This is a genomic window from Streptomyces solincola, from assembly GCF_002982015.1.
GTDB lineage: Bacteria > Actinomycetota > Actinomycetes > Streptomycetales > Streptomycetaceae > Streptomyces > Streptomyces solincola.
In genome coordinates, this window is sequence record NZ_PVLV01000107.1 from 1 (window position 1) to 21,548 (window position 21,548).

The 21,548-nt window shown below is 69.7% G+C and carries 26 protein-coding genes and 2 pseudogenes; 9 read left to right on the forward strand and 19 right to left on the reverse strand.

What is annotated here, in order from left to right; genetic code table 11:
• Positions 1 to 161: 161 nt before the first annotated feature.
• Together C6N75_RS08365 and C6N75_RS30535 are read right to left on the reverse strand one after the other, a co-directional pair.
• A complete protein-coding gene (locus C6N75_RS08365) occupies positions 162 to 1,118 on the reverse strand; it encodes a hypothetical protein (protein ID WP_105868224.1) in 957 nt (318 codons plus the stop codon).
• A gap of 110 nt (positions 1,119 to 1,228) precedes the next feature.
• Positions 1,229 to 1,504 carry an ABC transporter permease family protein gene (locus tag C6N75_RS30535; RefSeq protein ID WP_181160407.1) on the reverse strand — a complete coding sequence of 92 codons (276 nt, stop codon included), beginning with the start codon at positions 1,502 to 1,504 and terminating at the stop codon, positions 1,229 to 1,231.
• Between the two features lie 231 nt (positions 1,505 to 1,735).
• On the opposite strand from C6N75_RS30535, the gene C6N75_RS08370 reads away from it, so the two are divergent.
• Positions 1,736 to 1,930, forward strand: a complete 195-nt coding sequence (locus tag C6N75_RS08370; RefSeq protein ID WP_105868225.1) for a hypothetical protein — start codon at positions 1,736 to 1,738, stop codon at positions 1,928 to 1,930.
• 191 nt (positions 1,931 to 2,121) lie between these two features.
• Here C6N75_RS08370 and C6N75_RS08375 read toward each other — a convergent pair whose 3' ends face one another.
• From C6N75_RS08375 to C6N75_RS08415, 11 genes and pseudogenes are all read right to left on the reverse strand, one after another.
• Positions 2,122 to 2,952, reverse strand: coding sequence for a hypothetical protein (locus C6N75_RS08375; protein ID WP_105868226.1), 831 nt, complete (start codon positions 2,950 to 2,952; stop codon positions 2,122 to 2,124).
• Positions 2,949 to 3,812: an ATP-binding cassette domain-containing protein gene (locus tag C6N75_RS29960; RefSeq protein WP_146132509.1), complete on the reverse strand. Its 864-nt coding sequence runs from the start codon at positions 3,810 to 3,812 to the stop codon at positions 2,949 to 2,951. The genes C6N75_RS08375 and C6N75_RS29960 overlap by 4 nt, the downstream gene beginning before the upstream one ends.
• 32 nt (positions 3,813 to 3,844) lie before the next feature.
• Positions 3,845 to 4,498, reverse strand: a complete 654-nt coding sequence (locus C6N75_RS29965) for a YIP1 family protein (RefSeq protein WP_181160401.1) — start codon at positions 4,496 to 4,498, stop codon at positions 3,845 to 3,847.
• Entirely contained in the window at positions 4,495 to 4,752 is a 258-nt protein-coding gene (locus C6N75_RS30540) for a hypothetical protein (protein WP_105868227.1), read from the reverse strand. The genes C6N75_RS29965 and C6N75_RS30540 overlap by 4 nt, the downstream gene beginning before the upstream one ends.
• A gap of 22 nt (positions 4,753 to 4,774) precedes the next feature.
• Positions 4,775 to 5,296 (reverse strand): stage II sporulation protein M, encoded by a 522-nt coding sequence (locus C6N75_RS08390; RefSeq protein WP_105868228.1) that lies wholly within the window; start codon positions 5,294 to 5,296, stop codon positions 4,775 to 4,777.
• Positions 5,293 to 7,647, reverse strand: coding sequence for a heme ABC exporter ATP-binding protein CcmA (gene ccmA, locus C6N75_RS08395; RefSeq protein WP_105868229.1), 2,355 nt, complete (start codon positions 7,645 to 7,647; stop codon positions 5,293 to 5,295). The genes C6N75_RS08390 and ccmA overlap by 4 nt, the downstream gene beginning before the upstream one ends.
• A 105-nt stretch (positions 7,648 to 7,752) precedes the next feature.
• Positions 7,753 to 8,088, reverse strand: a complete 336-nt coding sequence (locus tag C6N75_RS08400) for a hypothetical protein (RefSeq protein ID WP_105868230.1) — start codon at positions 8,086 to 8,088, stop codon at positions 7,753 to 7,755.
• Between the two features lie 910 nt (positions 8,089 to 8,998).
• Positions 8,999 to 9,240, reverse strand: a pseudogene (locus C6N75_RS31435) (transposase); the annotation flags it as partial.
• 98 nt (positions 9,241 to 9,338) lie between these two features.
• Positions 9,339 to 9,518: a hypothetical protein gene (locus C6N75_RS30550; RefSeq protein WP_105868231.1), complete on the reverse strand. Its 180-nt coding sequence runs from the start codon at positions 9,516 to 9,518 to the stop codon at positions 9,339 to 9,341.
• A gap of 66 nt (positions 9,519 to 9,584) precedes the next feature.
• A pseudogene (locus C6N75_RS08410) lies at positions 9,585 to 10,273 on the reverse strand (restriction endonuclease).
• Between the two features lie 52 nt (positions 10,274 to 10,325).
• Complete coding sequence (locus C6N75_RS08415) at positions 10,326 to 10,535, reverse strand: hypothetical protein (protein ID WP_105868232.1); 210 nt, start codon at positions 10,533 to 10,535, stop codon at positions 10,326 to 10,328.
• 398 nt (positions 10,536 to 10,933) lie between these two features.
• On the opposite strand from C6N75_RS08415, the gene C6N75_RS31440 reads away from it, so the two are divergent.
• Positions 10,934 to 11,326, forward strand: a complete 393-nt coding sequence (locus C6N75_RS31440; RefSeq protein ID WP_258177288.1) for a hypothetical protein — start codon at positions 10,934 to 10,936, stop codon at positions 11,324 to 11,326.
• 9 nt (positions 11,327 to 11,335) lie between these two features.
• Positions 11,336 to 11,605, forward strand: coding sequence for a hypothetical protein (locus C6N75_RS31445; protein ID WP_258177289.1), 270 nt, complete (start codon positions 11,336 to 11,338; stop codon positions 11,603 to 11,605).
• A gap of 454 nt (positions 11,606 to 12,059) precedes the next feature.
• Here the strand turns inward: C6N75_RS31445 and C6N75_RS32080 are convergent, their stop codons facing one another.
• Positions 12,060 to 12,305, reverse strand: a complete 246-nt coding sequence (locus C6N75_RS32080; RefSeq protein ID WP_322888036.1) for a DciA family protein — start codon at positions 12,303 to 12,305, stop codon at positions 12,060 to 12,062.
• Between the two features lie 181 nt (positions 12,306 to 12,486).
• Positions 12,487 to 13,857: a helix-turn-helix domain-containing protein gene (locus tag C6N75_RS08430; protein ID WP_258177290.1), complete on the reverse strand. Its 1,371-nt coding sequence runs from the start codon at positions 13,855 to 13,857 to the stop codon at positions 12,487 to 12,489.
• Between the two features lie 945 nt (positions 13,858 to 14,802).
• Here C6N75_RS08430 and C6N75_RS08435 point away from each other — a divergent pair.
• Both C6N75_RS08435 and C6N75_RS08440 read left to right on the forward strand, forming a co-directional pair.
• A complete protein-coding gene (locus tag C6N75_RS08435) occupies positions 14,803 to 15,489 on the forward strand; it encodes an HAD family hydrolase (RefSeq protein ID WP_105868233.1) in 687 nt (228 codons plus the stop codon).
• A gap of 4 nt (positions 15,490 to 15,493) precedes the next feature.
• Positions 15,494 to 16,330 (forward strand): DUF1932 domain-containing protein, encoded by an 837-nt coding sequence (locus tag C6N75_RS08440; RefSeq protein WP_105868234.1) that lies wholly within the window; start codon positions 15,494 to 15,496, stop codon positions 16,328 to 16,330.
• Between the two features lie 7 nt (positions 16,331 to 16,337).
• Here the strand turns inward: C6N75_RS08440 and C6N75_RS08445 are convergent, their stop codons facing one another.
• The 3 genes from C6N75_RS08445 to C6N75_RS08455 form a co-directional block, all read right to left on the reverse strand.
• A complete protein-coding gene (locus C6N75_RS08445; protein ID WP_105868235.1) occupies positions 16,338 to 16,907 on the reverse strand; it encodes a phosphotransferase-like protein in 570 nt (189 codons plus the stop codon).
• A 2-nt stretch (positions 16,908 to 16,909) separates the two neighbouring features.
• The gene (locus C6N75_RS08450) at positions 16,910 to 17,941 is read right to left on the reverse strand and encodes an AAA family ATPase (RefSeq protein WP_181160404.1); all 1,032 of its coding nucleotides are present in this window, start codon (positions 17,939 to 17,941) and stop codon (positions 16,910 to 16,912) included.
• 182 nt (positions 17,942 to 18,123) lie between these two features.
• Positions 18,124 to 18,876 (reverse strand): GntR family transcriptional regulator, encoded by a 753-nt coding sequence (locus tag C6N75_RS08455; protein WP_105868236.1) that lies wholly within the window; start codon positions 18,874 to 18,876, stop codon positions 18,124 to 18,126.
• A gap of 260 nt (positions 18,877 to 19,136) precedes the next feature.
• Here C6N75_RS08455 and C6N75_RS08460 point away from each other — a divergent pair, with 260 nt between their 5' ends.
• The 3 genes from C6N75_RS08460 (at position 19,137) to C6N75_RS08470 (ending at position 21,044) form a co-directional block, all read left to right on the forward strand.
• Positions 19,137 to 19,517 (forward strand): hypothetical protein, encoded by a 381-nt coding sequence (locus C6N75_RS08460; RefSeq protein ID WP_105868237.1) that lies wholly within the window; start codon positions 19,137 to 19,139, stop codon positions 19,515 to 19,517.
• A 697-nt stretch (positions 19,518 to 20,214) separates the two neighbouring features.
• Positions 20,215 to 20,544 carry a hypothetical protein gene (locus tag C6N75_RS08465; protein WP_258177291.1) on the forward strand — a complete coding sequence of 110 codons (330 nt, stop codon included), beginning with the start codon at positions 20,215 to 20,217 and terminating at the stop codon, positions 20,542 to 20,544.
• A complete protein-coding gene (locus C6N75_RS08470; protein WP_105868238.1) occupies positions 20,541 to 21,044 on the forward strand; it encodes a hypothetical protein in 504 nt (167 codons plus the stop codon). Before C6N75_RS08465 ends, C6N75_RS08470 begins: the two co-directional genes overlap by 4 nt.
• Before the next feature lie 17 nt (positions 21,045 to 21,061).
• On the opposite strand, the gene C6N75_RS30555 is transcribed toward C6N75_RS08470, so the two are convergent.
• Positions 21,062 to 21,211, reverse strand: a complete 150-nt coding sequence (locus tag C6N75_RS30555) for a hypothetical protein (RefSeq protein WP_181160405.1) — start codon at positions 21,209 to 21,211, stop codon at positions 21,062 to 21,064.
• Between the two features lie 31 nt (positions 21,212 to 21,242).
• On the opposite strand from C6N75_RS30555, the gene C6N75_RS30560 reads away from it, so the two are divergent.
• Complete coding sequence (locus C6N75_RS30560; protein ID WP_181160406.1) at positions 21,243 to 21,419, forward strand: hypothetical protein; 177 nt, start codon at positions 21,243 to 21,245, stop codon at positions 21,417 to 21,419.
• Positions 21,420 to 21,548: the final 129 nt, after the last annotated feature.

A 21,548-nucleotide genomic window follows, 5' to 3' on the forward strand; every position in this document is an offset into this window, starting at 1 on the left:
CCCTGACCACGCCGCCCGCTCGTCGACGCTCAGGAGGCCGGCGCCGGCGACCCGACCTTAGGGGAAGATTCCGGGCCGAAGCTCATGAAGAGACGACGGCCACCGCGCCGGCCTCCTGAGCGTCGACGAGCGGGCGGCGTGGTCAGGGGGCAGGGTGGCGGTCAGGAGGCGAGCAAGGGGCCGGGGAGGGCGAACTGCCTGGTCTTGCCGGTGGTCAGGTTCACGCGCGTGACTGTGTCCTCTGCGTAGACGAGCCAGCCCGACGCGGTGTGGGTGATGTTCAGGGACGCGGCGAGATCCTTGATGCGGGCGCGGTGGAGTTCCTGGCCGGTGGCGGCGTTGACCTCGACGAGTTCGGTGTCGTTGCCTTGGGCGGCCGCGATCACGAGCGATGAGTGCGTGGCTGCGATGGCGTCCAGTCGGCCGCCGTCCACCGTGATCGCCGTTGCTGCGGGGTGACGGGTGAGGGCCACGCTGACCTCATCGGCCGTGCCGCGGGCCGGGGAGCCGGCGATGACCGGGTGGCCTGCGGGGCAGGCGAGGCCTCCGACAGTCAGTCCCGCCGGGACGGGTGCGAAGTTGATGCTGCCGTCGGCCAGGTTCACGGTGGAGACCTTGGTGGCGCTGTTCGAGCTACTGCCCAGGCAGATGGTGTCCGAGGCGGAGTCGGATGCCGCGAAGTCGATGGTGCCGGGGATTTTGAGTTTGCGTGTGGTGGTCCAGCCGTTCGGGTTCTTGACCAGCACGCTGGATTCGGGTTCGCCGCTTGGCGACTTGCCATCGGGCAGCCCTGCGACCTCCGCCAGCAGACTGCTGCCGGGCAGTGTGCGGGACAGTCGTTCATCACCGGTCAGGGCATCGAGGGTGTGCTCTGAACGGTTGATCTCGTAGCGTCGGTCCGGCTTGCCGTTCTTGCGCGGAACGGTGAGGATCCAGCGGCCGTCGGCGAGGTGGGCGATGTGCGGACTGACGGCATCGTCGTCGTCGGCCTGCTGGGGAACGACGACCAGGCTCTGCGCCTCAGGTTTCTCCGGGTTGATTCCGACCACCGTCACCAAGCCGTCCACTTTGGCGAGCGCGAAGGTCGAGGCTCGCTTCCAGTCGTGGCCCAGGTCCACTCCCCCAGGGCCGGAACAAGCAGTGGTGAGCGCGGCCGCGAAAGTGAAGGCGGCCAGGAGGCGGGTCACACGGGCGGGACGGCCGGGCCGAGAGTGGGGCTTGCGTATCGTCAGGTACGGCATGGGTGGCTCACCAGTCCTTCATCGCATCTGTGGGGGGGCATCTTCGCGGCTCTGCGCGCCGGGATGACTGACCCGATCGCTACGACCAGCACGGTCAGGCCGAAGAGGAGCAGCGTGGCGTCGGCCGGTGGCAGCAGCACCCAGCCGGTGGCGTAGGGCGCGAGGTCTGGGATGCTGCGGAGCAGCACTGCGGTGCCGCTACCCAGTACCGCGCTGGCGAGGGCGGTGACGGCGGTGTGGCGGCAGGTCCTGGCCGCGCTCACTGACGACACTCTCGACGACGCCGGACGCGAGCGGATTGTCGCCCGCGGCACCGCCCAGCTCGCTGTCCGTCGCGCGCCCGAGGGCCAGGCGACCACCCCCCGACGCGGTCCTGGACACCGCCTTCCACGATTTCAACCTGCTCCTCACCGCCGAACAGGCCCGCGCCGCCCTCCGCAACGTCGGCCGTCCGCGTGAGTGACCCGAACCGCCCGGACGGCGTTGAACCCGTCGTGACCACAACGATGCGGCTCACGCCGGCCATCGGCGTGCAGCGAAACGGCAGTGAAACGGTTCCGCGCGCCGAGCTGGAGCCGATCTTCACTGAGCTCGCCAAGCGGTGGGAGGCGTCCGGCCGGGCCGTACCCGGCCGGACGGACGAGGAGTGGGCGATTCTGGCCCGCCGCTACCCCTGGCCCGGGCCCTGACCGCGCGGTGCGGGCACGGCCCCCACCGCCACCCGCACCGCACCCCCGCGAGAATCGCAGGATCACGTCGGACGTCAGCACCGTGATCTGTCGACTTCGGACGATCGCCGCACGTGCCCGGTTCCCCACCACACAGACCATGATCAAAGACCACAGCCTCGACGTACCAGCGCTTACCGCGCACGAACTCGTTAGATACGACTGCTCTGCCATCCGTAGAGAGCTGTCCCTGCCCAACCCGCGAGCAGGGTTGCTGTGACGACGGCGAGGGCTGCCAGGCCGCTGTCCGGCGCGCACCATGCGACATTGTTGAGCAGGGCCCCGGGGGTTCTGCCGCGCAACGGTTCCCAGATGGACAGCAGCGGATCGAAGACCAGCAGCGCGACCAGCCCGATACCGATCGCTGCTCCGCCGGATCGGGTGGCGAGTGCCACGAACGAGCCGAGCGCGCCGAGACAACAGGCAGCTAGGGCGGCACCGGCCCATTGCTGGAGCGCTCCGGTAAGCGCGGCTGCGGTGGCCCAGTGGTGCAGCTCCGTTCCGCGTGCGGCCATCGCGACCGCGGTTGCGATGGCCGAGACCAGCAGCGCGGCCCCGATGGTCGCGGTCGTCAGCGCCCCGAGTACGAGGAGGCGGCCCACGTGGATGCGGTACCCCGATGGGCCCTGGATGCGCAGGTATCGGGTGGTGCCATGGGTGAGGTCACGGCCGGTGGAGAGCGTGAACTGGCAGTACGCCACGATGCCGATCTGAGGAGCCAGCATGCGTAGCGCTGCGACGGCCCCGTCCGGCTGGGCGAGCATTGCCAGGTCCATCGGGATCCGGGCGGCTCCGGCGTCCGTCGACGCAGCGTCGCCCCCGGCCTGTCCCGGAAGGAGCAGCGCGAGGAGGCTACCCAGGGCCGCGGTGGCGGTGATCACGCACGCTGCGGTGATGATGGGGGAGGGACGCTTGAGGCGGGCCAGTTCCGCCGTCAGTACGCCGATACGGCGCCCGCCGATGCCGGGGCTGGTGCTGCTCATGGCCGCTCTCTCTGGGCCACAGACGCCGATGTGGCGAACGCCTGGTGCAGGCCGGTGTGTTGTTCGGTCACTTCACGGACATCGATGCCGGCGGTGACCAGCGCTCGGGTGATACCGGGTGCCCGTTCAGGGTCGGTGTCGACAATGACGTACGCGTTGTGGATGGTGGCCTTCAGCCCCAGTTCCTCCGCAGTACGCGCCACGGTGGCGAGTTGCGTCGGGTCCGCGGGGGTGATCCGCAGTCCGCCTGCGGCCCGGTGCAGCTTCCGGACGCGTCCGTTCTCGACGAGGAGGAATTGGTCGCAGACTGTTTCGAGGTTGGCAAGGACATGGCTGGTGATGACGGCGGTCTGACCTCGCCCGGCACGTTCCCGTACTAGGTCGAGAAGTTGAGCCGTCGCGAACGGGTCGAGCCCGTTGGTGGGCTCGTCCAAAAGGAGCAGGTCGGGGTCCTTCAGGAGGGCGCCCGCGATTCCCAGCCGCTGCCGCATGCCGAGGGAGTAGCCGCGTACCCTGCGCCGCGCGGCGTCCGTCAGCCCTACCTCGTCAAGAAGCTGGTCGACGCGGGAGTCGGGGACCCCCGCGAGCCTCGCCAGGACGCTGAGGTTGGCTCGGCCCGTCAGCGCCGGGTCGGCGGCGGGCCCGTCGATGAGCGCGCCCACCCGCGGCAGATACGCATCGGGATGGCCGAGCGGATGTCCGAGTACGCTGCCGTCGCCGTGCTGCGGTCGCAACAGCCCGAGCAGGACGCGTATCAGGGTGGACTTTCCGGCGCCGTTGGCGCCGATAAGGCCGGTGACCTGGCCCCGGGGCAGACACAGACTCACGGAGTCCAGTACTGCCCGGCCGCCGAGCTTCATGCAAATGTCGTCGAGGACTACGGCGTGGGCGTTCACAGGCTCACGCCCGACAGGAATACGCCGACCAGACCGATCAGGGTGGTGAGCACGGTGACGACGGCAGAACGTGCCCTGCTCAGCCCGAGCGCCTTGCGGCAGCCGAGGAAGAACAGTATGGCGACCGCGATCAGGAAGGGGTCGACGGTGCCGATGAGGCTCGCATGCGCCACCACCCAGTCGGGGCCCATCACGGCGACGACTATGGCGTAGCAGATCTGCCGCAGGACCAGAGGGAAGGCGGCGTACGCCCATAGTGCGATAAGCGTGCGGTGGGTGGCGCGCACCCGGCCGACGAGGCGCACGGACACTGCGAAGAGCGCGTAATTGGCGACCATCATGGCCACCTGCACTAGACATATCACGAGCCCCGCCAGCACGGCCAGGTAGCCAGCCGCCCCTGCACGGTCGACGAGAGCGGGATCCTCCAGCAGGGTCGTACGAATGCTGTCGTGGACCACCACGGCGAAGATGAGCGGCATGAGCGGCAGCATGAGCAGCAGTGCGCGCAACGCGCGTCGGGGCCGGGCACCTTCCGCCACGGCTTGGAACACCGCACCGGGCGCGGCTAGCACCAGCCATGGCTGCGGTGCCTTCTGCTCAGCCGTGCCGGGTTCAGCTCCCAGCCGTATGGGAAAGGCAGCTGTCACCGGGTTACCCCTACGACAATCACGGTAAGGCCCACCAGCAGGAAGGCCGCGATGATCACCCGTGCGAGTGTGCGCTGGGTGGTCGGGAGTAGCACGGAACTCACTGCCAGGCCGATGCCGATGAGAAGGAGCACGGTGCCGTACCCGTACAGGCCGGGCAGCACGATCAGAGCGATAAGGGATCCGGCCGACGGCAGCAGCAGACCGAGGGCTGCGATGCCGCCTCGGACCGGCCGAGTGTGATTGTCGTGCAACAGAGTCCTCCTGGGTGCGGTTCTATGGTGTGAAGGCCTCGCTGGCCTCAAGCACTGCGGCGGGTACGAGGAGGAGCAGCCCGGTCCCGGCGAGCACCGTGCTGTCGCGGATCCATGTCCGGCGGGGCGGCAACGACCGGTCGCGTACGGCGGCGAGGGTGCGGACGCCGCCGGACAGCCCGACAGCGGTCATCAGGACGAAAGCACTGAGTTCTGGGACGAGGTGCGGCAGCCGCATGAGCAGGTCGCCCGCGCCATATCCACTGCTCAGATAGGCACCCAGTGCGTAGCCGTTGATGAACCACCCGCCGACGGCTGCGGCCAGCGCGAGCAGCCCAAGGGTGAGCAGACCGATGACGATGGTGGCGAGGGCGATGGCTGTGTTATGCAGCCACACGTCTGTGGCACCGCGCTCACGGAGTCCTTCGTACGAGGCGGTGTCGCCGAGTAGCCGACCGCAGACGCCGCCAGCGAGCAGGGACAGTACAACAGCGGCGAGCGCGACGCTGAGTGAGAGCCGGTGTCTCCGTATGGCGCCTGTCACCGACTCGCTCCCGGCGCTTGCACGTCGTTATTCAGTGCCTCGCGCAGTTGGCCGAGGGCACGTGGGCCGTGGTGCTCGCCGGTGATGTGTCCCCGGGTGACGTGCAGGGTGCGAGTGGCCAGTCCGTCGAGCGGGACGAAGCTGTGCGTGGCGACGAGGACAGCGCCGCCGTTGGCGAGATGATCACGCAGTCGGCCACAGAGGAAGGCAGTCGTGGCGGCGTCGAGGCCGTTGAACGGTTCGTCGAGCAGAAGCAGTCCGGGCCGGTGCAGGGTGGCCAGGGCGAGTGCCAGGCGCTGCCGTTGTCCGAGCGAGAGCGTGCGTACGGGACGCTCGGCGACCTCTTCGAGGCCGAATTCGTCGATAAGCGCGGTGGTGTCCGGCGCGATCCGCCATAGCTTGGACAGGAAGTCGAGGTGCTCCGTCGAGCTGAGGACGTCGTACAGCGGCGGCTTGTCGGCCACCTGGCCGACAAGGGCGCGGGCTGCGGTCGAGCCGGCGGGGTGCCCGCCGACGCGTATCGCACCCGTGGTCGGTTCGGCGAGGCCCGCCGCCGTGCGCAGAATGGTCGACTTTCCGGCGCCGTTGGAGCCGCCCAGCACAACGCACTCGCCCGCTGTCACGGTGAGGGAAACCCGGTCCAGCGCGGGCGCGTCTGCCTGCGGGTAGCTGACGGTGACTGATTCAAAGGTGAGCATCGGCTTCCGTGGCGTGATTAGGGGAGCCGGCACAAGGCGGGCTGCGGGCTCGGCGGTCGTGGGGCGCCCAGGCTCCACGGGCGTGTCACGGGCGTTCTCGTGGGACCACAGGCCGGGCAGTGCTGCCCCTGCGGGGTAGGCGACCGCTAGGGCGATCAGACAGCACAGGACGGCCAGGAACCCGCTGTCCGGGGCGACGAAGCCGATCGCGGCGGCGATCGGACCGGTGATGCTGACCATGACAGCTGTCGCCGTCATGGTGGCGGCGCGAACCTGGGGTTCGGGCCGCGGCAGCATGACGTCGGGACGTAGCGGCGCCGGGTGGTTTCCGGAGGTGACGACGAGCACGGCGGCTTCGACGGCCGCGAAGCTGAGAACGGCGGGCGCAAGACCCACAACGGCGGAAGCAGGGAGCCCCAGGAGCAGTTGCGCGATGATCAGGAGGACGGTGCCGACTGCGGTCGAAGCCAAGGTATATCCGCCGGCGCGCACCGCACGCAGCCGGTCGAGGGCGCCGGGGACCGTACGCAGCAGATCACCGGCCGGTCCTTCGGAGTCCATGCTCGCCACAGGCGCGAGCACTTCGCCGAGAATGGCCAGTACGGTTCCGAGCATCGAGGCCGTGATGATGGTGACCATGGCTTGGGCGAAGGGGCCCATACCGGCGGACGGGCCGAGGGCCTTCACGGCCACCACGCAGGCTGTCGCGGCAGGGACGACCACGGCAGCCCCCGCGAGCAGCTCCCACACCTGTGGACCACGGCGCATCAGCACCCGGGCATCCTTGGCCAGGATGGCGGAACGCTGGGTACGTGGCAGGGGGCGGCGTATGCGCCAGGTCCCGGGGGTGGCCATACGCAGCTGGGCGGTGTACGGATCGAGTCGGCGCACCGCCCACAGCGCGATCGCCGCGGTGATGGCGGCAGCGACGAGCAGCCCGCCCGAGGCCAGGGCGACCGGCAGCGTGGAACCACCCCGTCCCGGCCCGACGGCGGCCAGCGCATCGTCGGGCCGGAACGACCGGCTGAACCCGGCAATGCCCGCGGCGGCCAGCAAAAGTGAGCGTCCAGTACCCAGCAGTGGAATCAGGAGCCCATTCCAGGTAGGAGGAGCCAGCAGCGCGAGCCGGTATAGCACCATGGCGCAGGAACGCGCGACGACCGAGGCTCCCACCACGCCTGCCGTACCCCATAGGACCACGTCCAGGGCAGCGGGGGCCGGGAGCGCCCCGGCGAGTACGGCCCCGGCGGTAACCGCGCCACCAAGCACTAGTGAGGTGCCGGCCGCGAAGACAGCCGCAGGGGCGAGGAGCCTCGCGGCGGCGATCTGCACCGGGGCCAAGGGCAGTTGACACAGGAGCGCCGCATCGGGCACCAGCATGGAGTTCCGTACGGCCTGCATCGAGAACCCGGCCAGCACGTTGACGACCAGCAACCCGGCCCAGACGAGCCACACCCTGGTGCCGGCTCGCTCGGCACCGGTGAGATACCACAGACCGGCGCCGCACACCAGGGCCATGAACAGGGTGGTGGCCGCGGTCGCGGCCACCACCGTTACGACCCGGGCGGGCGTCGTCAGCAGACCGGGAAAGCGCGCGCACCACACGCGTATGCGGCGTCGCTGGTCCAGCCGCCAGAGCGTCCAGATCGCCATGCTTCCTCGGTTCCCGCTTCTTCCGTACTTCGCAATTCGTGATTCCTGCCCAGGCCGTGGAAGACCTGACGTGCGCTGACTGCTCAGCGGCCATTGATCATCCGGTCAGAACGTGATCATGGCGCCCTTGGCGGCCTTAGCACCGAGCTTGGCGACGAGCCCTGCCCAGGTGGCACGAATGGTGAGCGCCGCGGCACCGAGGCCGGCCGGGACGAGCACGAGGCTCAGCGCCATGGACCACGGGCTGCTGACCGCGTCGGCTATCTTCTTGGCGGTGTAGCCGCTGACACCGAACTGGGTGGTCAGGTCGGCGGAGAAGACCGACGGCAGCGCCGAGGACGTGTCGCTGCCGACAGCGAGCAGAGCGATGGCGGCGGTGGCCAGCACGGCGGCGACCACCATGCCCGTCACCGCCTTCGACAGGGCCCGGGTGTTTGTCATCAGATTTCCTCTACATGGGAGTGACATGGGAGTGCACGGAGTGAGGTGCACAAATCGGTTAGCGCAGCAGGAATTGCGCCAGTAATGCAAGATCATATCTCTTCATGATTGCCAATCTTCACCTCCTCGCCATCCGGTCCCCTCTGACTGGTGGGGACCGGAAGTCGGCGAGGTAATCACGCGGCTGCCCGGCCGCCGCACACGCCACGGCCTGTACCCGATTAGCCTCGCATTTTCCGCCTGCTTCGTGCGGTCCGCTACGGCCTCTCACTCGCAGTTTCCAGAACTGGCCTTTCGTGGCTTGCTGTTCCTCGGAATAAGCCGAGTCTGATAGCAGGTACCAGAGCTAAGGCGCTTGCCCTTCACTGCGCTCTTGAGGACGACCCTTAACCTCTCAATGTCATGCATCCGACCGCGGCACAGTTATCCGGGCGGCTCAATTGAGGCCGGTATGCGGTACTTATCGATGTAACCGCATCCAACTATATTGGGGCGAAGTAATCAACGCTGCCTAACGCAATCACATATGACTCCCACTCAACTCCTTGAGCATGACGAGCGCTCTGACGCCCCCATCGGCCGTAGGCTGGACGGCAAGATCTACGGAAGGTTCTGTCTCCTCGAGCACCACAGAGCCCGCGTCAGAGAAAACATGATCAGTCCCCCACCATTAATTTATGCGCATTTGCGCACCGGCGTGAAGCGCGTGTCGCTGGCAGTAACACCGACGCAATCTGAGTCGATTCCAGAATCTCGCCTGAAGTGACCGAAGTATCGTTACTTAACAAGCTGTTGGGTCGGCATGTGAGCTTCGCGCAGGACACGCGAAGCAAGATCAGATACAGCACTGTATGGAGTCAGTATTAGGCGAGCGCTGCATCTCAATTAGCGGACGGTAAACCAACGAGGGGCGTCGTGTGCAGGTGCGGATGGCTGTCGAGCTGTAGCCCTTGTCGCCGATCACGTGGTCGGGCCTGGTGGGCGGCCGGCCCGGACCGAGGCGGGGTACCCGTATCGCCTCCATCAATGCCGTGAGCTGCGTGCAGTCATTGGTGTTCCCGCCGGTCAGCACAACGCCAGCGGGCGGCCGGCCCCGTCGCAGGCCAGGTGGGTCTTGCTGGTCAGGCCGCCCCGGGACCGGCCGAGTGTCTGGTTGCGGACTCCTCCGCCGGCCCCGTCTACTTCGTGCTGCATGACGTCGACGGCGAGGCCCGGGCCTGCGAGCTGGCCGCAGCCCTACACGCCACCTTCTACGGCGACCCGCAGCCCTTGGCGAGCTGCCTGTGCAGCTCGTAGGCGCGCATCGGGCCTGCCGAGCGGACCAGTTGCTCCAGCAGCCGGTCGAAGCCGGCATCCTCCCCGGCACCCACCGCATCGACGACGCCCGCGATGACTTCGCGTACCCCGGGCGGCAGCGCCTCTTCGGTCACCGCCTCGCCGCCTCCGCCTCGGTGCGCTCGGCCTCGGGGGCGCCCCGCAGTGCAGGCATGTCGCGGTCAGACAGAGGAGCGCCGCCTGGTGCCGCCTCCGCTGCCGTTCAGCGGGATCAGGCTCTCCAGGTGAGCGCCTTTGGCCCAGGAGCCCAGCAGATCGCGGTGCAGGGCCACGATGTCCTGGCGCAGCGCCAGGCCGAGCGCCTCCCTGGTGAACGCGCGGCAGGTGGTGACGAACAGGGCGACGTCCGCGCCGTGCTCGAGGCGGGCGGTGCCGACGAACTTCTGCATGTCCTGCGAGGACACGCTCCGGTGCGCCGCGTACTTCTTGCACTGGATGACCAGCTTGCGGCCATCGGCCAGTAGCCGACGACGTCCGCGCCCAGGTCTCCGCTCTTGCCGCTGACGACGACCTCCCGGCAGCCGTCCCGCCGGCACAGCTCCGCGACGTACGTCTCGAACTCCTGCCACGTCAGGGCATCGACCTGGGCCATGGACAACTCACGCGCCCGGGCCTCCTCCTGTGCCCGCCACGCCCGGTCTTGGCCGACCGCCTGGCGGTGCGCCCGCAGCAGCGCCCAGCCGGCCCCGCCCAGCGCGGCCGCGGCGAGCACCGTCACCAGGACGGGCCACACCGACGACAATCTCGCGGCCACCCACACCACAGCGAGGCCGGCCGCCACCGCGCCCCAGACCTGCAGCTGCCTGCGGGTCTGCTTCTTCAAGCGCCGGCGCCGCCGACGTGCCGCCATCACTCCCCCGCTCCGCAGGCCCGTGGTCCGCAGCATTCACCCGTACGCTGGCTCATCGGCCGGCCTGCGTGGCACCGCTCGCCAGCTGCCCCAGGACATTCAGGATCCCCTCGCCGACCGGGGTGGGTGCGATCAGGACGCCCAACGCCAAGACGATGATGACGGTCAGCTTCTCGTCGAAGCGGCTGCGGGCCTCCGTACGCCGCCGCAGCCGCCAGATGACGACGACTACGAGCAGCACCGCCACGTTGATGGTCACCAACCGCCCCGGCCTCCCCACCGACTGGCATTCACCCCAGGGACGGCTGTATGTCGCCGCCAGCCTTCTTGTGTAGCGGCACCCTCATGATGTTAAAGGCGGGTTGCTGACGAATGGCACGAAGCCATCGGACCTGGCCGAATACCGCACGGCCGCCCCGAGAGCCGGAGACCAGCACCTGGCCCGTCACCCCTCGCAGGTCCGCTCCAGGCGCTGCGGCTCCATCCGGCAGCCAGTCTTCTCGGCACCACCGGGATCGAGAAAGCGCAAGGGCCGCCCGGGAAACCCGGGCGGCCCTTGTCTGAGGTCTGAACCCTGGGGGTATGGCCTGCCCATTTTCGAGGGCTACCAGGGACGATTCCAGGGTCTTCGCCGCCCAGTGTACCTACGATTGCCCCACCATGCACAGCACGCCGCCCAACAGCATCGAGCCGCCCGACGACAAGGCCGTCATCGAACTGATCAGCCCCGACCGGCTGAACCCCTGCCTGACCGCCTGCGCCGGTGACTCCACCACCGCGCTCGCGATGTACCGGTGGAACAGCGACCTTGCCGCGGCGTTCTTCGAACCGCTCGGGCACCTGGAGATCATGCTGCGCAACGCGCTGGACGCACGGCTTGTCGCCCGCCAGCAGCGCCGGGGCCGCACCACCGAGTGGTACATCGACGGGCAGGTCCCTCTCACCGGCAAGGCCCGCGGCGACATCGCCCAAGCCCAAGAGCGCGCCGGGCGGGGCGGCCCCGCGGCCACGCCGCGCGGGAAGGTCATCGCGGAGCTGAGCTTCGGCTTCTAGCGCTTCCTGTTGGCCCGCCAGTACAAAACCAGCCTCTGGCCCGACCTCGCGGGCGCCTTTCCCCACGCCCCCAACCGTGCCCTGACCACGGTGGAGAACCCGGTCAAGCGGCTGCACCAGTTCCGCAACCGCATCGCCCACCACGAGGGCATCCGGCACCTGCCCCTCGAAGCCCGCCGGGACGACATCCAGACCGTGCTCGGCTTCGTAGCGCCGGCCGCCGCGACGTGGGTCGCCGACGCCTCTCGCATCGACGACGTCCTCGCCCGCCGCCCCTGACACCTCGAGCCTTCCTCTTCTCACGCGGTCCTGCCCAGCGGCGCCGTCTGCGGGACCGCGGCCGCCGTCCCGGCCTCCCTCGCCGCGCGCTCTGCCCGGGCCCGGCGCACCGCGGCGACGTGGGGACGTCGGCCCGGCGGCGGCCCTCGGTGCGGGCCTGCTCGATCGGGGCCGGCGCATCGTCCGGGACGACGTCGAACTCGGGGAACGCGCGGTGGCTGAGTTCGCGCATCGCCTGGTTCTGTCGCTCGATCGCTTCGGTGACGCCCGAGCTGACGTGCTGGACGCGCGGGACGGCCTGGTGGGCGGCGAGCGCGCGGTGGTAGCCGGACGGGGCCATGTCGCGGGTCTACACCGGCGCCTCGGGCACGGCCGCCGCCGTCGGAGCTGCGACCGCCTCACGGGGTGCCGGGGCCGTCGCGCCCACGGCCAGGACGCGGACGGTGCGCACCGCCTAGGTGCCGACCGCGTCGTTCGCCGCGGCAACGATTCGGGAGCTGATCAGGCGCAGCTGCGTCGCGTACGCGGGCGAGTCCGGGCGCAGGTCCAGCTGTCCGGTCTCCGCGTGGAAGGCGACCGCCGTCACGTGCGAGGCCAGCTTCGGGGAGAGCGCGGCCGCGATGTCCGGCCACTGGTCCAGGATGCTTCCGCCGGCGGCCGGGACGTCCCAGGCCCGGTCGGCCATCAGGCCCTGCAGCACGGCGGCGAACCCCGTCGGCTCCCGGGCCGTCGCGCCGCACCGTCGTCCCGATCCGGCGCTTGACCTTGGCGGCCTCGCGCGCCTGGTGCAGCGCCACCCGGGCCAGATCGACGCCCGACAGCTCCGGAGCTGACTGCTCGCTGGTGCTGGTGGTGTTCAGGGTCTCGGTCATCACGGCCTCCTACCGGCGTCCGACGGTCATCAGGGAGGTGCCGCTGATCAGCTTGCGTACACGCCGCACCAGGTCAGCGCCGTAGATCTGCTCAGCAGCAGCCGGGCCGAGGGCGTCGAGCGTCGTGACGACCTGGTCGGGCCTGCCGAGCATGAACTCCTGCCAGGCCACCGCCCGGAGCTCCTTGAGCTCTTCCTCGCCGGGCACATCGGGGATGGCCTCGCCCGCGTCCTGCTGACCGCCCGGGAGGTCGTACTGCGGCTGCTGAGGGGCGAACGCATCGGCGACCAGGCGGCGGACGGACTCACTGCGCGGCGGCGTCCAGTCACCCTCCCACTCCTGGTGGCGGGCCTTCTCCGCGCGCCGGGAGTCCCGGTACGCCTGAACGGCGCGGGCCCGGCCTTCGGCGTGCGGCCACTGAGCCGTCGCGGTCTTGAGCCGGCCAGCGAGGAACCCCGAGGGCCGGTGCACGGTGCCCGGGGCGTCGCCGCAGTCCAGGAACGCAATCACCTCATCGGCCGTCCAGCCCGCGTCAGCAATGTCCTTGAGGATCCAGGCGATCCGGGGCACCGCAGCGCGACCCATCCACGGCACCTGGCGAATCAGCTCCGAGGCCAGCTGGAAACGGCGCCCCACCGCGTTGCGCTTCCGGCGGCCTCGCTTGACCTTCTTCGGGGTGGGGGAATCGCTCTGCCCGCTTGCGAGCTTGCTCTCAGAGGGGAAGGACGTAGTACCCGCAGAAGAAACACTGCGGGAACTACCCCCCATTGGGGTGCAACGGACCTTATCCGAAACAGCCGTCAAAGCGCCCTGGTCAGCACCCTTCCGGGCACCCCTCGCCGGGGCCTTCGAGGACGACTTCGCCTGGCGCTTGCGGACCTTGCGGGACGCCTTCTTCGCCAGCGCCGCCATCAGCTTCCGGCCGGCCTCCGCGAGCCCCGTCATCCGCCGCCCCGTGCCCTCACCAGCCGTACGCACGCCCAGCGCCACGTCGAACTCCACCGGCACCATCCGCGCGAACTCCGACGCCTGCGCCGCCGCACCGCGGACCCGGGTGCCCCGCACGACGTACGCGAGCAGCCCGGCCTCCCGCAGCATCCCCAGGTGGTACTCCACCGACCGCTCCGACAGCCCGGTGCGGCGCACCAGGTAGTCGATCCCCGGACGGCACGGGAACAGCTGCGCGAGCTCCTGGGCGATGCGCACCGTCGTCGGCCCGAACGAGCGCGGGCCGTGCGACCGATGCCGCCGCGGCTTGTAGAGCCCGGACCCGGCGACCCAGTGGACCGCCTGCATCCAGGAGTAGCCGTCCGACGCGATCCGGCCCGCTGACATAGAAAGCCACTGCGACGCCTCCGGTACGAACAGCACGGGCAGCACGGCTGCGCTCGGGGGGGCATCGTCTGCCGGTGGAGGCGGGGCGGGCAGCATCCCGGCGGCCGGGGCCGCCGCGGTGCTCACCGGCCTGTCCGGACGCACGAGGAAGAGTGCGGGCCGGACCGTGCGCGAGCGGGTTCCGGCGCTGCTGCGGCACTAGCCGAGGGTCTCGGCGCGTCCGGAAGGAGGATGGGGGTGGCGGGGAGTGCTGTAAATGACAGTGCCCAGACGACACGAAATCGGATCAAACGGGCGTAGCTGGGCTGGAAAACGGCATGGCAGTCCTGCACAATGACTCCTGTCGTGGAGGCATCGCCAAGACGGCATGACGAAGCCCCTTTGGGTGCTTCGTGGTTCTGGGAGAACCAGTACGAGTGTTCGGATCCGGCTGCTAACCGGTCCGGACGACCCCTTCGACCGGGGCTGCTAACCCGGTCGGTGTCAGAAGGGGGCGCTCAGCCGAGGTGCGTCAACACCACGGGAACTGGGCGTCCCGGCGGCTCCGGGCCCCGAAGGGCCGCCGCGCATCGAGCGACTACGACGTCCCGGCCTCCCGAGCGGAGCCCTGCCCGTACTGCCCACCAGCACGGAAGTCGAAGTGCCCCAGACCGGAGAAACAGCCCTGAAGCAGGTTGGTCGTAATACGGCTGTCGGAACGCGGGCACCCCACCGGAGCGACATACAACGGTCGCTTCAACGGCGGGGTGGTGTGTGTCCGCGTGCGGGTACGGGTACCCTTCATCACGCGACCTCCTTTCTCACTAAAGGGGTTCGCCGGGCCAGGATCTCCTGGCCGAGAGCCCCCAGGACTTGCCTAAGGTCCAGGGGGCTTTTTCTCGTCTCGTCGATCAGGTCCAGGGACACCCTACTCCCCCAGCACATCACCGCGTAACGGTAGGTGACGACGTGTCGAGGGCGAGCCCGACACATGCTCACACACCGGACGGCATGGAGAAGCGCGAGGCCAACTGGGTACGGTTCTTGCCCGTGACCCGCCCCGCGTTCTTCGACCTGGATGGCACGCTCGTCGACCGGCAGCACGCCTTCACCACCGCCATCACCGCGCTGTGCCGAACGCGGGCCTTCGACCCAGCCGTCGAGCAGTGGCTCCTCACCGCGCTGTCCGACCGGGCGACCCCAAACCACTTCGCACGCCTGCGCGCCACCTTCGGGCTGAACGAGCCTGCCGAGTGGCTGTGGCAGGACTACGTCGACCTGATGGCAGCCGCCGTTACCTGCCGGCCAGAGGTCCTCGAGGGCCTGGCCCGTCTGCGCGCGGCCGACTGGACGATCGGCATCATCACCAACGGCGCCGGCGACATCCAGCGCGCCAAACTTGCCGCGACCGGCCTCACCGAACTGGTCGACGGCGTCGCTGTCTCGGGCGACCTGGAGATCCGCAAGCCGGACCTGCGTCTCTTCGAGCTCGCGGCCTCCCGGTGCGGCGTCAGCCTCGCGGACGGCGGCTGGATGATTGGCGACAACCCGGCCGGAGACATCGGTGGCGGAGATCAGGCCGGCCTGCGCACCATCTGGTTGCGCGGCCGACCATGGCCCCACGGACTCCCGGCCGCGCACCATGTCGTCGACGACGTCACCGACGCCATCACCATCCTGCTCAACGAGACGGAGTAGTACCGTGGCCAAGCCAACCGTCGGCATCCTCCACCCCGGCAGCATGGGCGCTGCCGTCGCCGCCTGCGCCACGACCAACGCGGCTGCGGTCCTCTGGTGTGAGATGGGGCGCAGCACCGCGTCTGCGGCGCGTGCCGCGCGGTTCGGCCTGACACCGGTGGCCGAGCTGGCCGCACTGCTAGACCGCAGCGACATCGTCATCAGCCTCTGCCCGCCAGCGGCTGCCGAAGACTTGGCCCGCGACGTCGCCGGGCACCGCTTCGCCGGGGTGTACGTGGAGGCGAACGCCATCAATCCCGAGCGGGCACAGCGGATCGCCGCGCTGCTCGAACCGGCCGCGACCGTCGTAGACGGCGGCGTCGTCGGCTCCCCGCCGGTGCGCGGCAAGACGCCGACCTTGTACTTGTCCGGCCCGGCCGGCGAGACCGAGCACATCGAAGCGCTGTTCGCAGGCACCGCCGTCCGGACGGCGGTACTGGGCACGAAGGTGGGGCAGGCGTCCGCGCTGAAGCTGTCGTACGCCGCATTCCAGAAGACAAGCCGAGTGCTGGTGGCGCTCGCGGTCGGCATCGCGCGCGAGCACGGCGTCGACCAAGAGCTCATCGAGGTCGCCTCCCGGCGCACCGACTCGTACCTCGCGCAACCGGAGTACGTAGTCAAGACGGCGGCGCGCGCCTGGCGCTGGGGCCCGGAGCTGGAGGAGGCCGCCGACATGCTCGCGGCCGCCGGCCTTCCGCCGGAGATGCTGCGCGCGGCCGCGTCCACGTTGGCACGGTGGAACGACGCCAAGGATGGCGAGCTCACGCTCACCGACGCCCTTGACCAGCTCGCCCAGCCGTAGCCGACGTTCATGCCGTTGCTGCTCCCGCCCGCTGCGCCAGCAGCTGGTCGATAAGCCGCGCCGCATCCTGCGGGGACGCCTCTGTGGTGTCGATGGTCAGGTCCCAGACCGCACCCGGGTGTGCGTCCAGGTCCTCACGGGTCGCGTCCCACGCCGCCAGGCGCGCCGTGGTGTCACTATCGCCGCGCCCCGCCGACCGCTGCTCGGTCACCTCACGCGGGCACCACAGCAGCACCACTGACCAGTCGGCCGGGTAGCCGTCGACCAGCGCGCGGATGCCCTCGACCTGTCCGAGGTGCACCACGGGCACCCCGGCCGCAAACGCCGCGTCGACGCCGGGCCGGTCGATCGCGTACGTGTTGCCGTACCGGGAGTTTGCGTAGACGACATCGCCTACGGCCTCCAGCTCGTGCAGTTGCTCGGGTGCGCCCATCCGGTAGCCGATGGCCTTACCCGTCCCCACCTTGAGCCGCGCGAACTGCGCGTACCTGGGGTCGAGGTCGCTGAGCGCGGTGGTGACGGTGTCCTTGCCCGAGGCCGGCGGGCCGTAAAGGATCACACCCTGCTTCGGCTTCACGACTACATCGCCCCCATCGCCTGCCGGGCCTGGTCCGCTAGCGTCACCGCGGTGCCCAGTCGGTTGTCGACGACCAGGTGCGGTACTGCCGGGCGCAGGTCGAGGTCGATCGTGGCCATGTACTCATCCCACCGCTGGAGTTTCCACGCGTCCCGGGCCGCAGAGCGAAATCCGATGTACTCGCGCATCGACTCTTCGTCGCAACGCACCCACACGGGGAAGACGTCAACGCCCATCGAGCCAGCCCGGTTGGTCAGGCGCTGCATCCAGGTCGGGTCGGTCATCTCGGCAATGAACGGCGCGGTGAGCACGGTGGAGATGCCGCACTTGATGTTGGCCATGGCCGACTGCATCAGGCAGTCGTACTCCACCGGCCGAACCTGCTCGCGGTAGAGGTCGGTGTGCCGGTCGTTCGCATCGCCACCCAGGGCGATCAGGAGGCGTTCCACAAGTGGGCGGGTGAGTGGGTCCTTGTCGAGCAGCGGCCAGCCGGTGAGCTGGACGAAGAAGCGGGCGAGCTCGGTCTTTCCACTGCCGGCGAAGCCGCCGACCAGGATGAGCACCGGACGGTGAGGATCGCCGCCAGTGTGCCGACGCTTCCACGCGTCGATGATCCGCTGCTGCAGGTCGAAGTGGTCGGCCTCGTCCGAGCCCGGCGCGATGCGGTGAATAGCGCGCTCAACAGCCAGGACGTGTGATCCGTTGAGGTGGTCGTCCAGCGGCGTGAGCTTGAAGGAGGACTCCTCACCGGGCAGGGCCGTACGGAACCCCAAGTCAGGTTCGGTGGCCCGGTAGAGGAGGCAGTAGGCCCGTCGGTAGTGGGGGCCGGGGAAGACCTCGCCCTGCTCGTGCTGCCACAGGGTCTGAGGATTCGCGGCAGGGATGCCCTTGAGCTTCGCCTGTTCGGCAACCGCCCGAAGGCGTTCGCCCGCCTTCTCCAGGGTCAGGCCGTGGGCCTCACGCTGCTCCCGGAGCCGGTCTGGCCTCCACCCTGCGCGCTGCTTCCCCACCCTCTGCCCCTCCGTCATCGTCATGGCCGCGAGCCTAGAGCTCGCGCCCCAAAACCCATGTGTACACAGATGTTGAAAACCCGTGAACACGGGCGTGCACGAGCTTCGACAAGGCTTTGTGATGTTGCGGCGCAGCGCTCGCGAGTGTGATGGCCCCCACACGACGACCAGTCATGAGGGGGTGCAAGATGAGCGAGTTGGACCGCTCAGGCATCGAACGCGTACTCCAGTACGTAGGCCGCGCTGTCCATGGTCATCTCATTCACTTCAACGGCCTGAAGCCCAGCGTCGAAGGCGGTGCGGCACAGCTTGATGACCGGACGCTCCAGGGGCATGGCCAGCCCTTCTGCCTCCTCGGCGACGGGCAGCCGACACCGGATCTCTTCGCGGAAGTGAGCGGGTGCGTGCCCGAGCTCAGCGAGCCGGGCGTACGTGCCGCCCTCGCCGGTGTCCACGCGCATGATCGCAGTGCCTTCGGCCAGGCCGAGAGGCAGGTACGAGGTCGCGAGCATGACGGGCCTGTCGGCAAGCACGAAGCGTCGGGACCGAGCGCAGACGAGTGCGCTCCCTTCCACGTCCAGCATCCGGGCGATGTGCGCGGGCGCGGCCACGGTGTCCACGCGGACGTCGATCGTGACCGGCCGTTCCTCGTCGGCGGACCAGATGGACTTGCCGGCGCCCCACTGCTCGCGTGCGAGTCGCTGGATGCCGTGACGTCGGATCGGGCGGAACTCGATGACTCGAGCGCCGGCACCCTTCTTCGTCTCCACCAGGCCTTCGATCCGCAGGATCTTCAACGCTTGGCGGGCGGTAAGCACAGCGACTTCGTACTGGGCGGCAAGCGCGCTCTCCCCCGGCAGCCGATCGCCGGGGCCGTACTCGCCGGACTCGATCGCCGCTTTCAGGTCGTCGGCAATCCGCTGGTACTTGGGCCGCTGTTCGCCCGTGTCAGTCGCCATACCTCTCCCTACCTCGTTAGCGATCCTACGGCCGCTGGCTATCGAGGAACCGGCAAGGGTGCATGCCCCGGTTTGTGAGGCCGCCACCGAAAGAGTGTACCTCGTTAACGTGGCTATTGACATCGTTAACGAGGTTGGCTGTACTAAACCGCACCTTGCTACGAGGTAGGGGCGGGGCGCCGAAGAGGTGCTGCTTCGCCCTGCCCACACGCCATCGGGACGCCTCCCGAACTCAGCATCTCCGAGAGGAGCAACACCTCATGAACACCACCACCCGCCCCTCCGCCAGCCTCGCCACCGAGAACTTCGGTGCTGAGACGCTCGCGCTCCTGGAGGCGATCGAGGTGGAGCTCCCGGACTTCGGCAACGTTGTCCTGGATGTCGTATTCGGTACGCCGCTAGAGCTGTACGAGGCTGGCCTCCTCCCCCACGAGCGGCTGGACGGCCTGGACATCACCGCCGCCGTCGCCGCGATCGAGGCCCGCGAGAACCGGATGCTCGCCGCCCGCGACATCGTCGCCACCGACCCGACCGCCACCGAGCTGGTGCGCGAACGCCTGGTCGACGTGCTCCGCCCCTACGCCGCGCAGCTGCGTATCACGCGGCCGGTCGCCGCGGCCTCTCTGCCGATCGCGGCCTGACCTCCCGCACCACCGCCGGGTCTTCGGACCCGGCTCCCTCACCCGGAACCGCCCCCGCGGGCGGCGCCGGATGTGGGAGCCGGAAGCGCGACTCCCTACAGCATCCGCCCGGACATCCAGCCCCTTGGGCTGGCTCTAGAAGGCAGCGGCTGTTCCTTGAGAACTCCACAGCGTGATCCACCACCGCAGTACCGGCCGTGTCCACACCGGCCGGAGGTGAGTGGAAACCCGTCGTGCGGCGCCATCACCGCTGGTGGTGGCAGTCGGCACACGCGATGACCCGTCAGGCGCTCAGTTCCTGGGGGCGGCCCGGTGCAGTACCAACCGGGCGCTCATTACTGACGGAGAGCGTGGAGGGCCGACATCCCCACGACGTAAGAGAACGACGCGACACACTCCCAGACCCTCGGCACCCTGGTCCCAGCCGAGGCGAGGAGCCGCGTCGGGACTGAGGGAACCTCGTCCTCCCTCTCAGCACACAAGGCGAGCAGCGCGGCGGCAGAGGCCGCGCCCCCTGTTTTTTGCAGCCCCGCGCTGCCAGTCGCCCACCGCCCGTCTTCGGACCGGTCGGTGGGCGGTGGAGAGCGCGGAGGACTCCCGCTCTACCGATGCACGACAGCCCCCGGGATCGCACCCCGGAGGCTGTCTGTGCTGGTCAACCTTCGATCCGAAAGGTCAGACCCGCATGCGAATCAGCATGTCACACCCCATCCCCCCGCCCCCCGTCGGCTCGGTCGCCACCGCGGCGGCGTCGGTGCTGCCGGACGTGGACGCCGAGATCGGCCCGCGGACCGTCGGCGCCCTCTACCAGAACCAGGACGGTGCGTTCGCCGTCCTGTCGCTCACCCGAGACCCGGCTGAGGCCCGGGCCCTGTTGGGCCGGACCGCCCGCTGGGCGCTCGTAGTCCGCGACGTGCTGCGCCCGGACGGCCAGCCGTTCGCGGTCGGCTCGGCCTGGACCACCTCCGACCACCTGGTCGCCGTCCCCCGCACGAGCACCACGACCTCCCGGAAGGCGGCGGCATGACCACCACCCTCACCCCCGCCCTGACCCTGCCAGCCCCGCTGCGCGGCGGCTGGCTGAAGGACATGGAGCGCGAGGACGACGCACGCGGCCCGGAGCGCGATGAGACCGACACCCAGCAGCTCCACCAGCTAGTGGCCGGCCTGGTCGCCGAGGGCGACCAGCGCGCCGCGGCGACCGGCCGCCGGGTGCGGCGCTCGCTGCAGGAGATGGCCCCCGGCCACGCCCGGCAGCCGGTTCTCACCCTCTCCCGGCCGGCCTTCGCGCCGTCCCTGCCCAGGCCGGCCCGGCCGGAGCAGGGCGCGGAGGACGCGTGCCCGATCTGCTCGTACTGGCGGTGCCGCTGCGTGCGCAGCCATGTCCGGGCCGCAGGCAGCGACCCGGCGCCGGTCCCGTACGCGGCTGCTCAGTCCGGATCCGGGCAGTGCTCGGTGTGCCGGATGCGGTTCCCGGACTGGAACGGCGGCGTCTGCGACGCCTGCCGGGCCACCGGGCGCGGCTGAGCGTGCCGCACCGGATATCAGCGGCCCGGGCGGCGCAGCGCCGCGCCGCCCGGGCCGCGCTTCACCGGGGGATGACCCACCCGGTCACCCGCATGCTGCTCGCGGCCGCTGCCCTGGCGGCCGCGGCGGCGTGGGAGGCCGGCCACCGGGTCATCGATCTCCACCATTCCGCACCCGCACCATCCCGAAAGGGCCGTCGTGGCTGACGAGTTGCACCAGCGCTACCAGCGCGCTGCCGACGCCTACCGCGCCCACGAGGCGGGCTGCCCGGTGTGCTGCGACGACCGGCACTGCCCCGTCGGCGCACCGCTGCACGGGACATTCGCCCGCCTCCAAGACGCCTGGCTGACCCGGCTGCGCGGCCAGCGCCGCTGACCGCAAGACGGTCCACCGGTCCGACCCGCCGGTCGCGTCACGAAGCCGGCACCCACCGGTGACCCGTACGACGGGCCGTCGGCCTACTCACCTCATCTGGCCGGGCGTCGCCCTGGCCACCTCTTCACC

Excerpts from the sequence above, each read along its gene's own strand:
- C6N75_RS08465 (WP_258177291.1), top strand. The coding sequence starts at position 20,215 with ATGTCACACCCCATCCCCCCGCCCCCCGTCGGCTCGGTCGCCACCGCG.
- C6N75_RS08435 (WP_105868233.1), top strand. The coding sequence starts at position 14,803 with ATGGAGAAGCGCGAGGCCAACTGGGTACGGTTCTTGCCCGTGACCCGC.
- C6N75_RS08470 (WP_105868238.1), top strand. The coding sequence starts at position 20,541 with ATGACCACCACCCTCACCCCCGCCCTGACCCTGCCAGCCCCGCTGCGC.
- C6N75_RS08455 (WP_105868236.1), bottom strand. The coding sequence starts at position 18,876 with ATGGCGACTGACACGGGCGAACAGCGGCCCAAGTACCAGCGGATTGCC.
- C6N75_RS29960 (WP_146132509.1), bottom strand. The coding sequence starts at position 3,812 with ATGAAGCTCGGCGGCCGGGCAGTACTGGACTCCGTGAGTCTGTGTCTG.
- C6N75_RS08400 (WP_105868230.1), bottom strand. The coding sequence starts at position 8,088 with ATGACAAACACCCGGGCCCTGTCGAAGGCGGTGACGGGCATGGTGGTC.
- C6N75_RS08450 (WP_181160404.1), bottom strand. The coding sequence starts at position 17,941 with ATGACGATGACGGAGGGGCAGAGGGTGGGGAAGCAGCGCGCAGGGTGG.
- C6N75_RS08460 (WP_105868237.1), top strand. The coding sequence starts at position 19,137 with ATGAACACCACCACCCGCCCCTCCGCCAGCCTCGCCACCGAGAACTTC.
- C6N75_RS30555 (WP_181160405.1), bottom strand. The coding sequence starts at position 21,211 with ATGGTGGAGATCGATGACCCGGTGGCCGGCCTCCCACGCCGCCGCGGC.
- C6N75_RS08375 (WP_105868226.1), bottom strand. The coding sequence starts at position 2,952 with ATGAGCAGCACCAGCCCCGGCATCGGCGGGCGCCGTATCGGCGTACTG.
- ccmA (WP_105868229.1), bottom strand. The coding sequence starts at position 7,647 with ATGGCGATCTGGACGCTCTGGCGGCTGGACCAGCGACGCCGCATACGC.
- C6N75_RS31440 (WP_258177288.1), top strand. The coding sequence starts at position 10,934 with ATGCACAGCACGCCGCCCAACAGCATCGAGCCGCCCGACGACAAGGCC.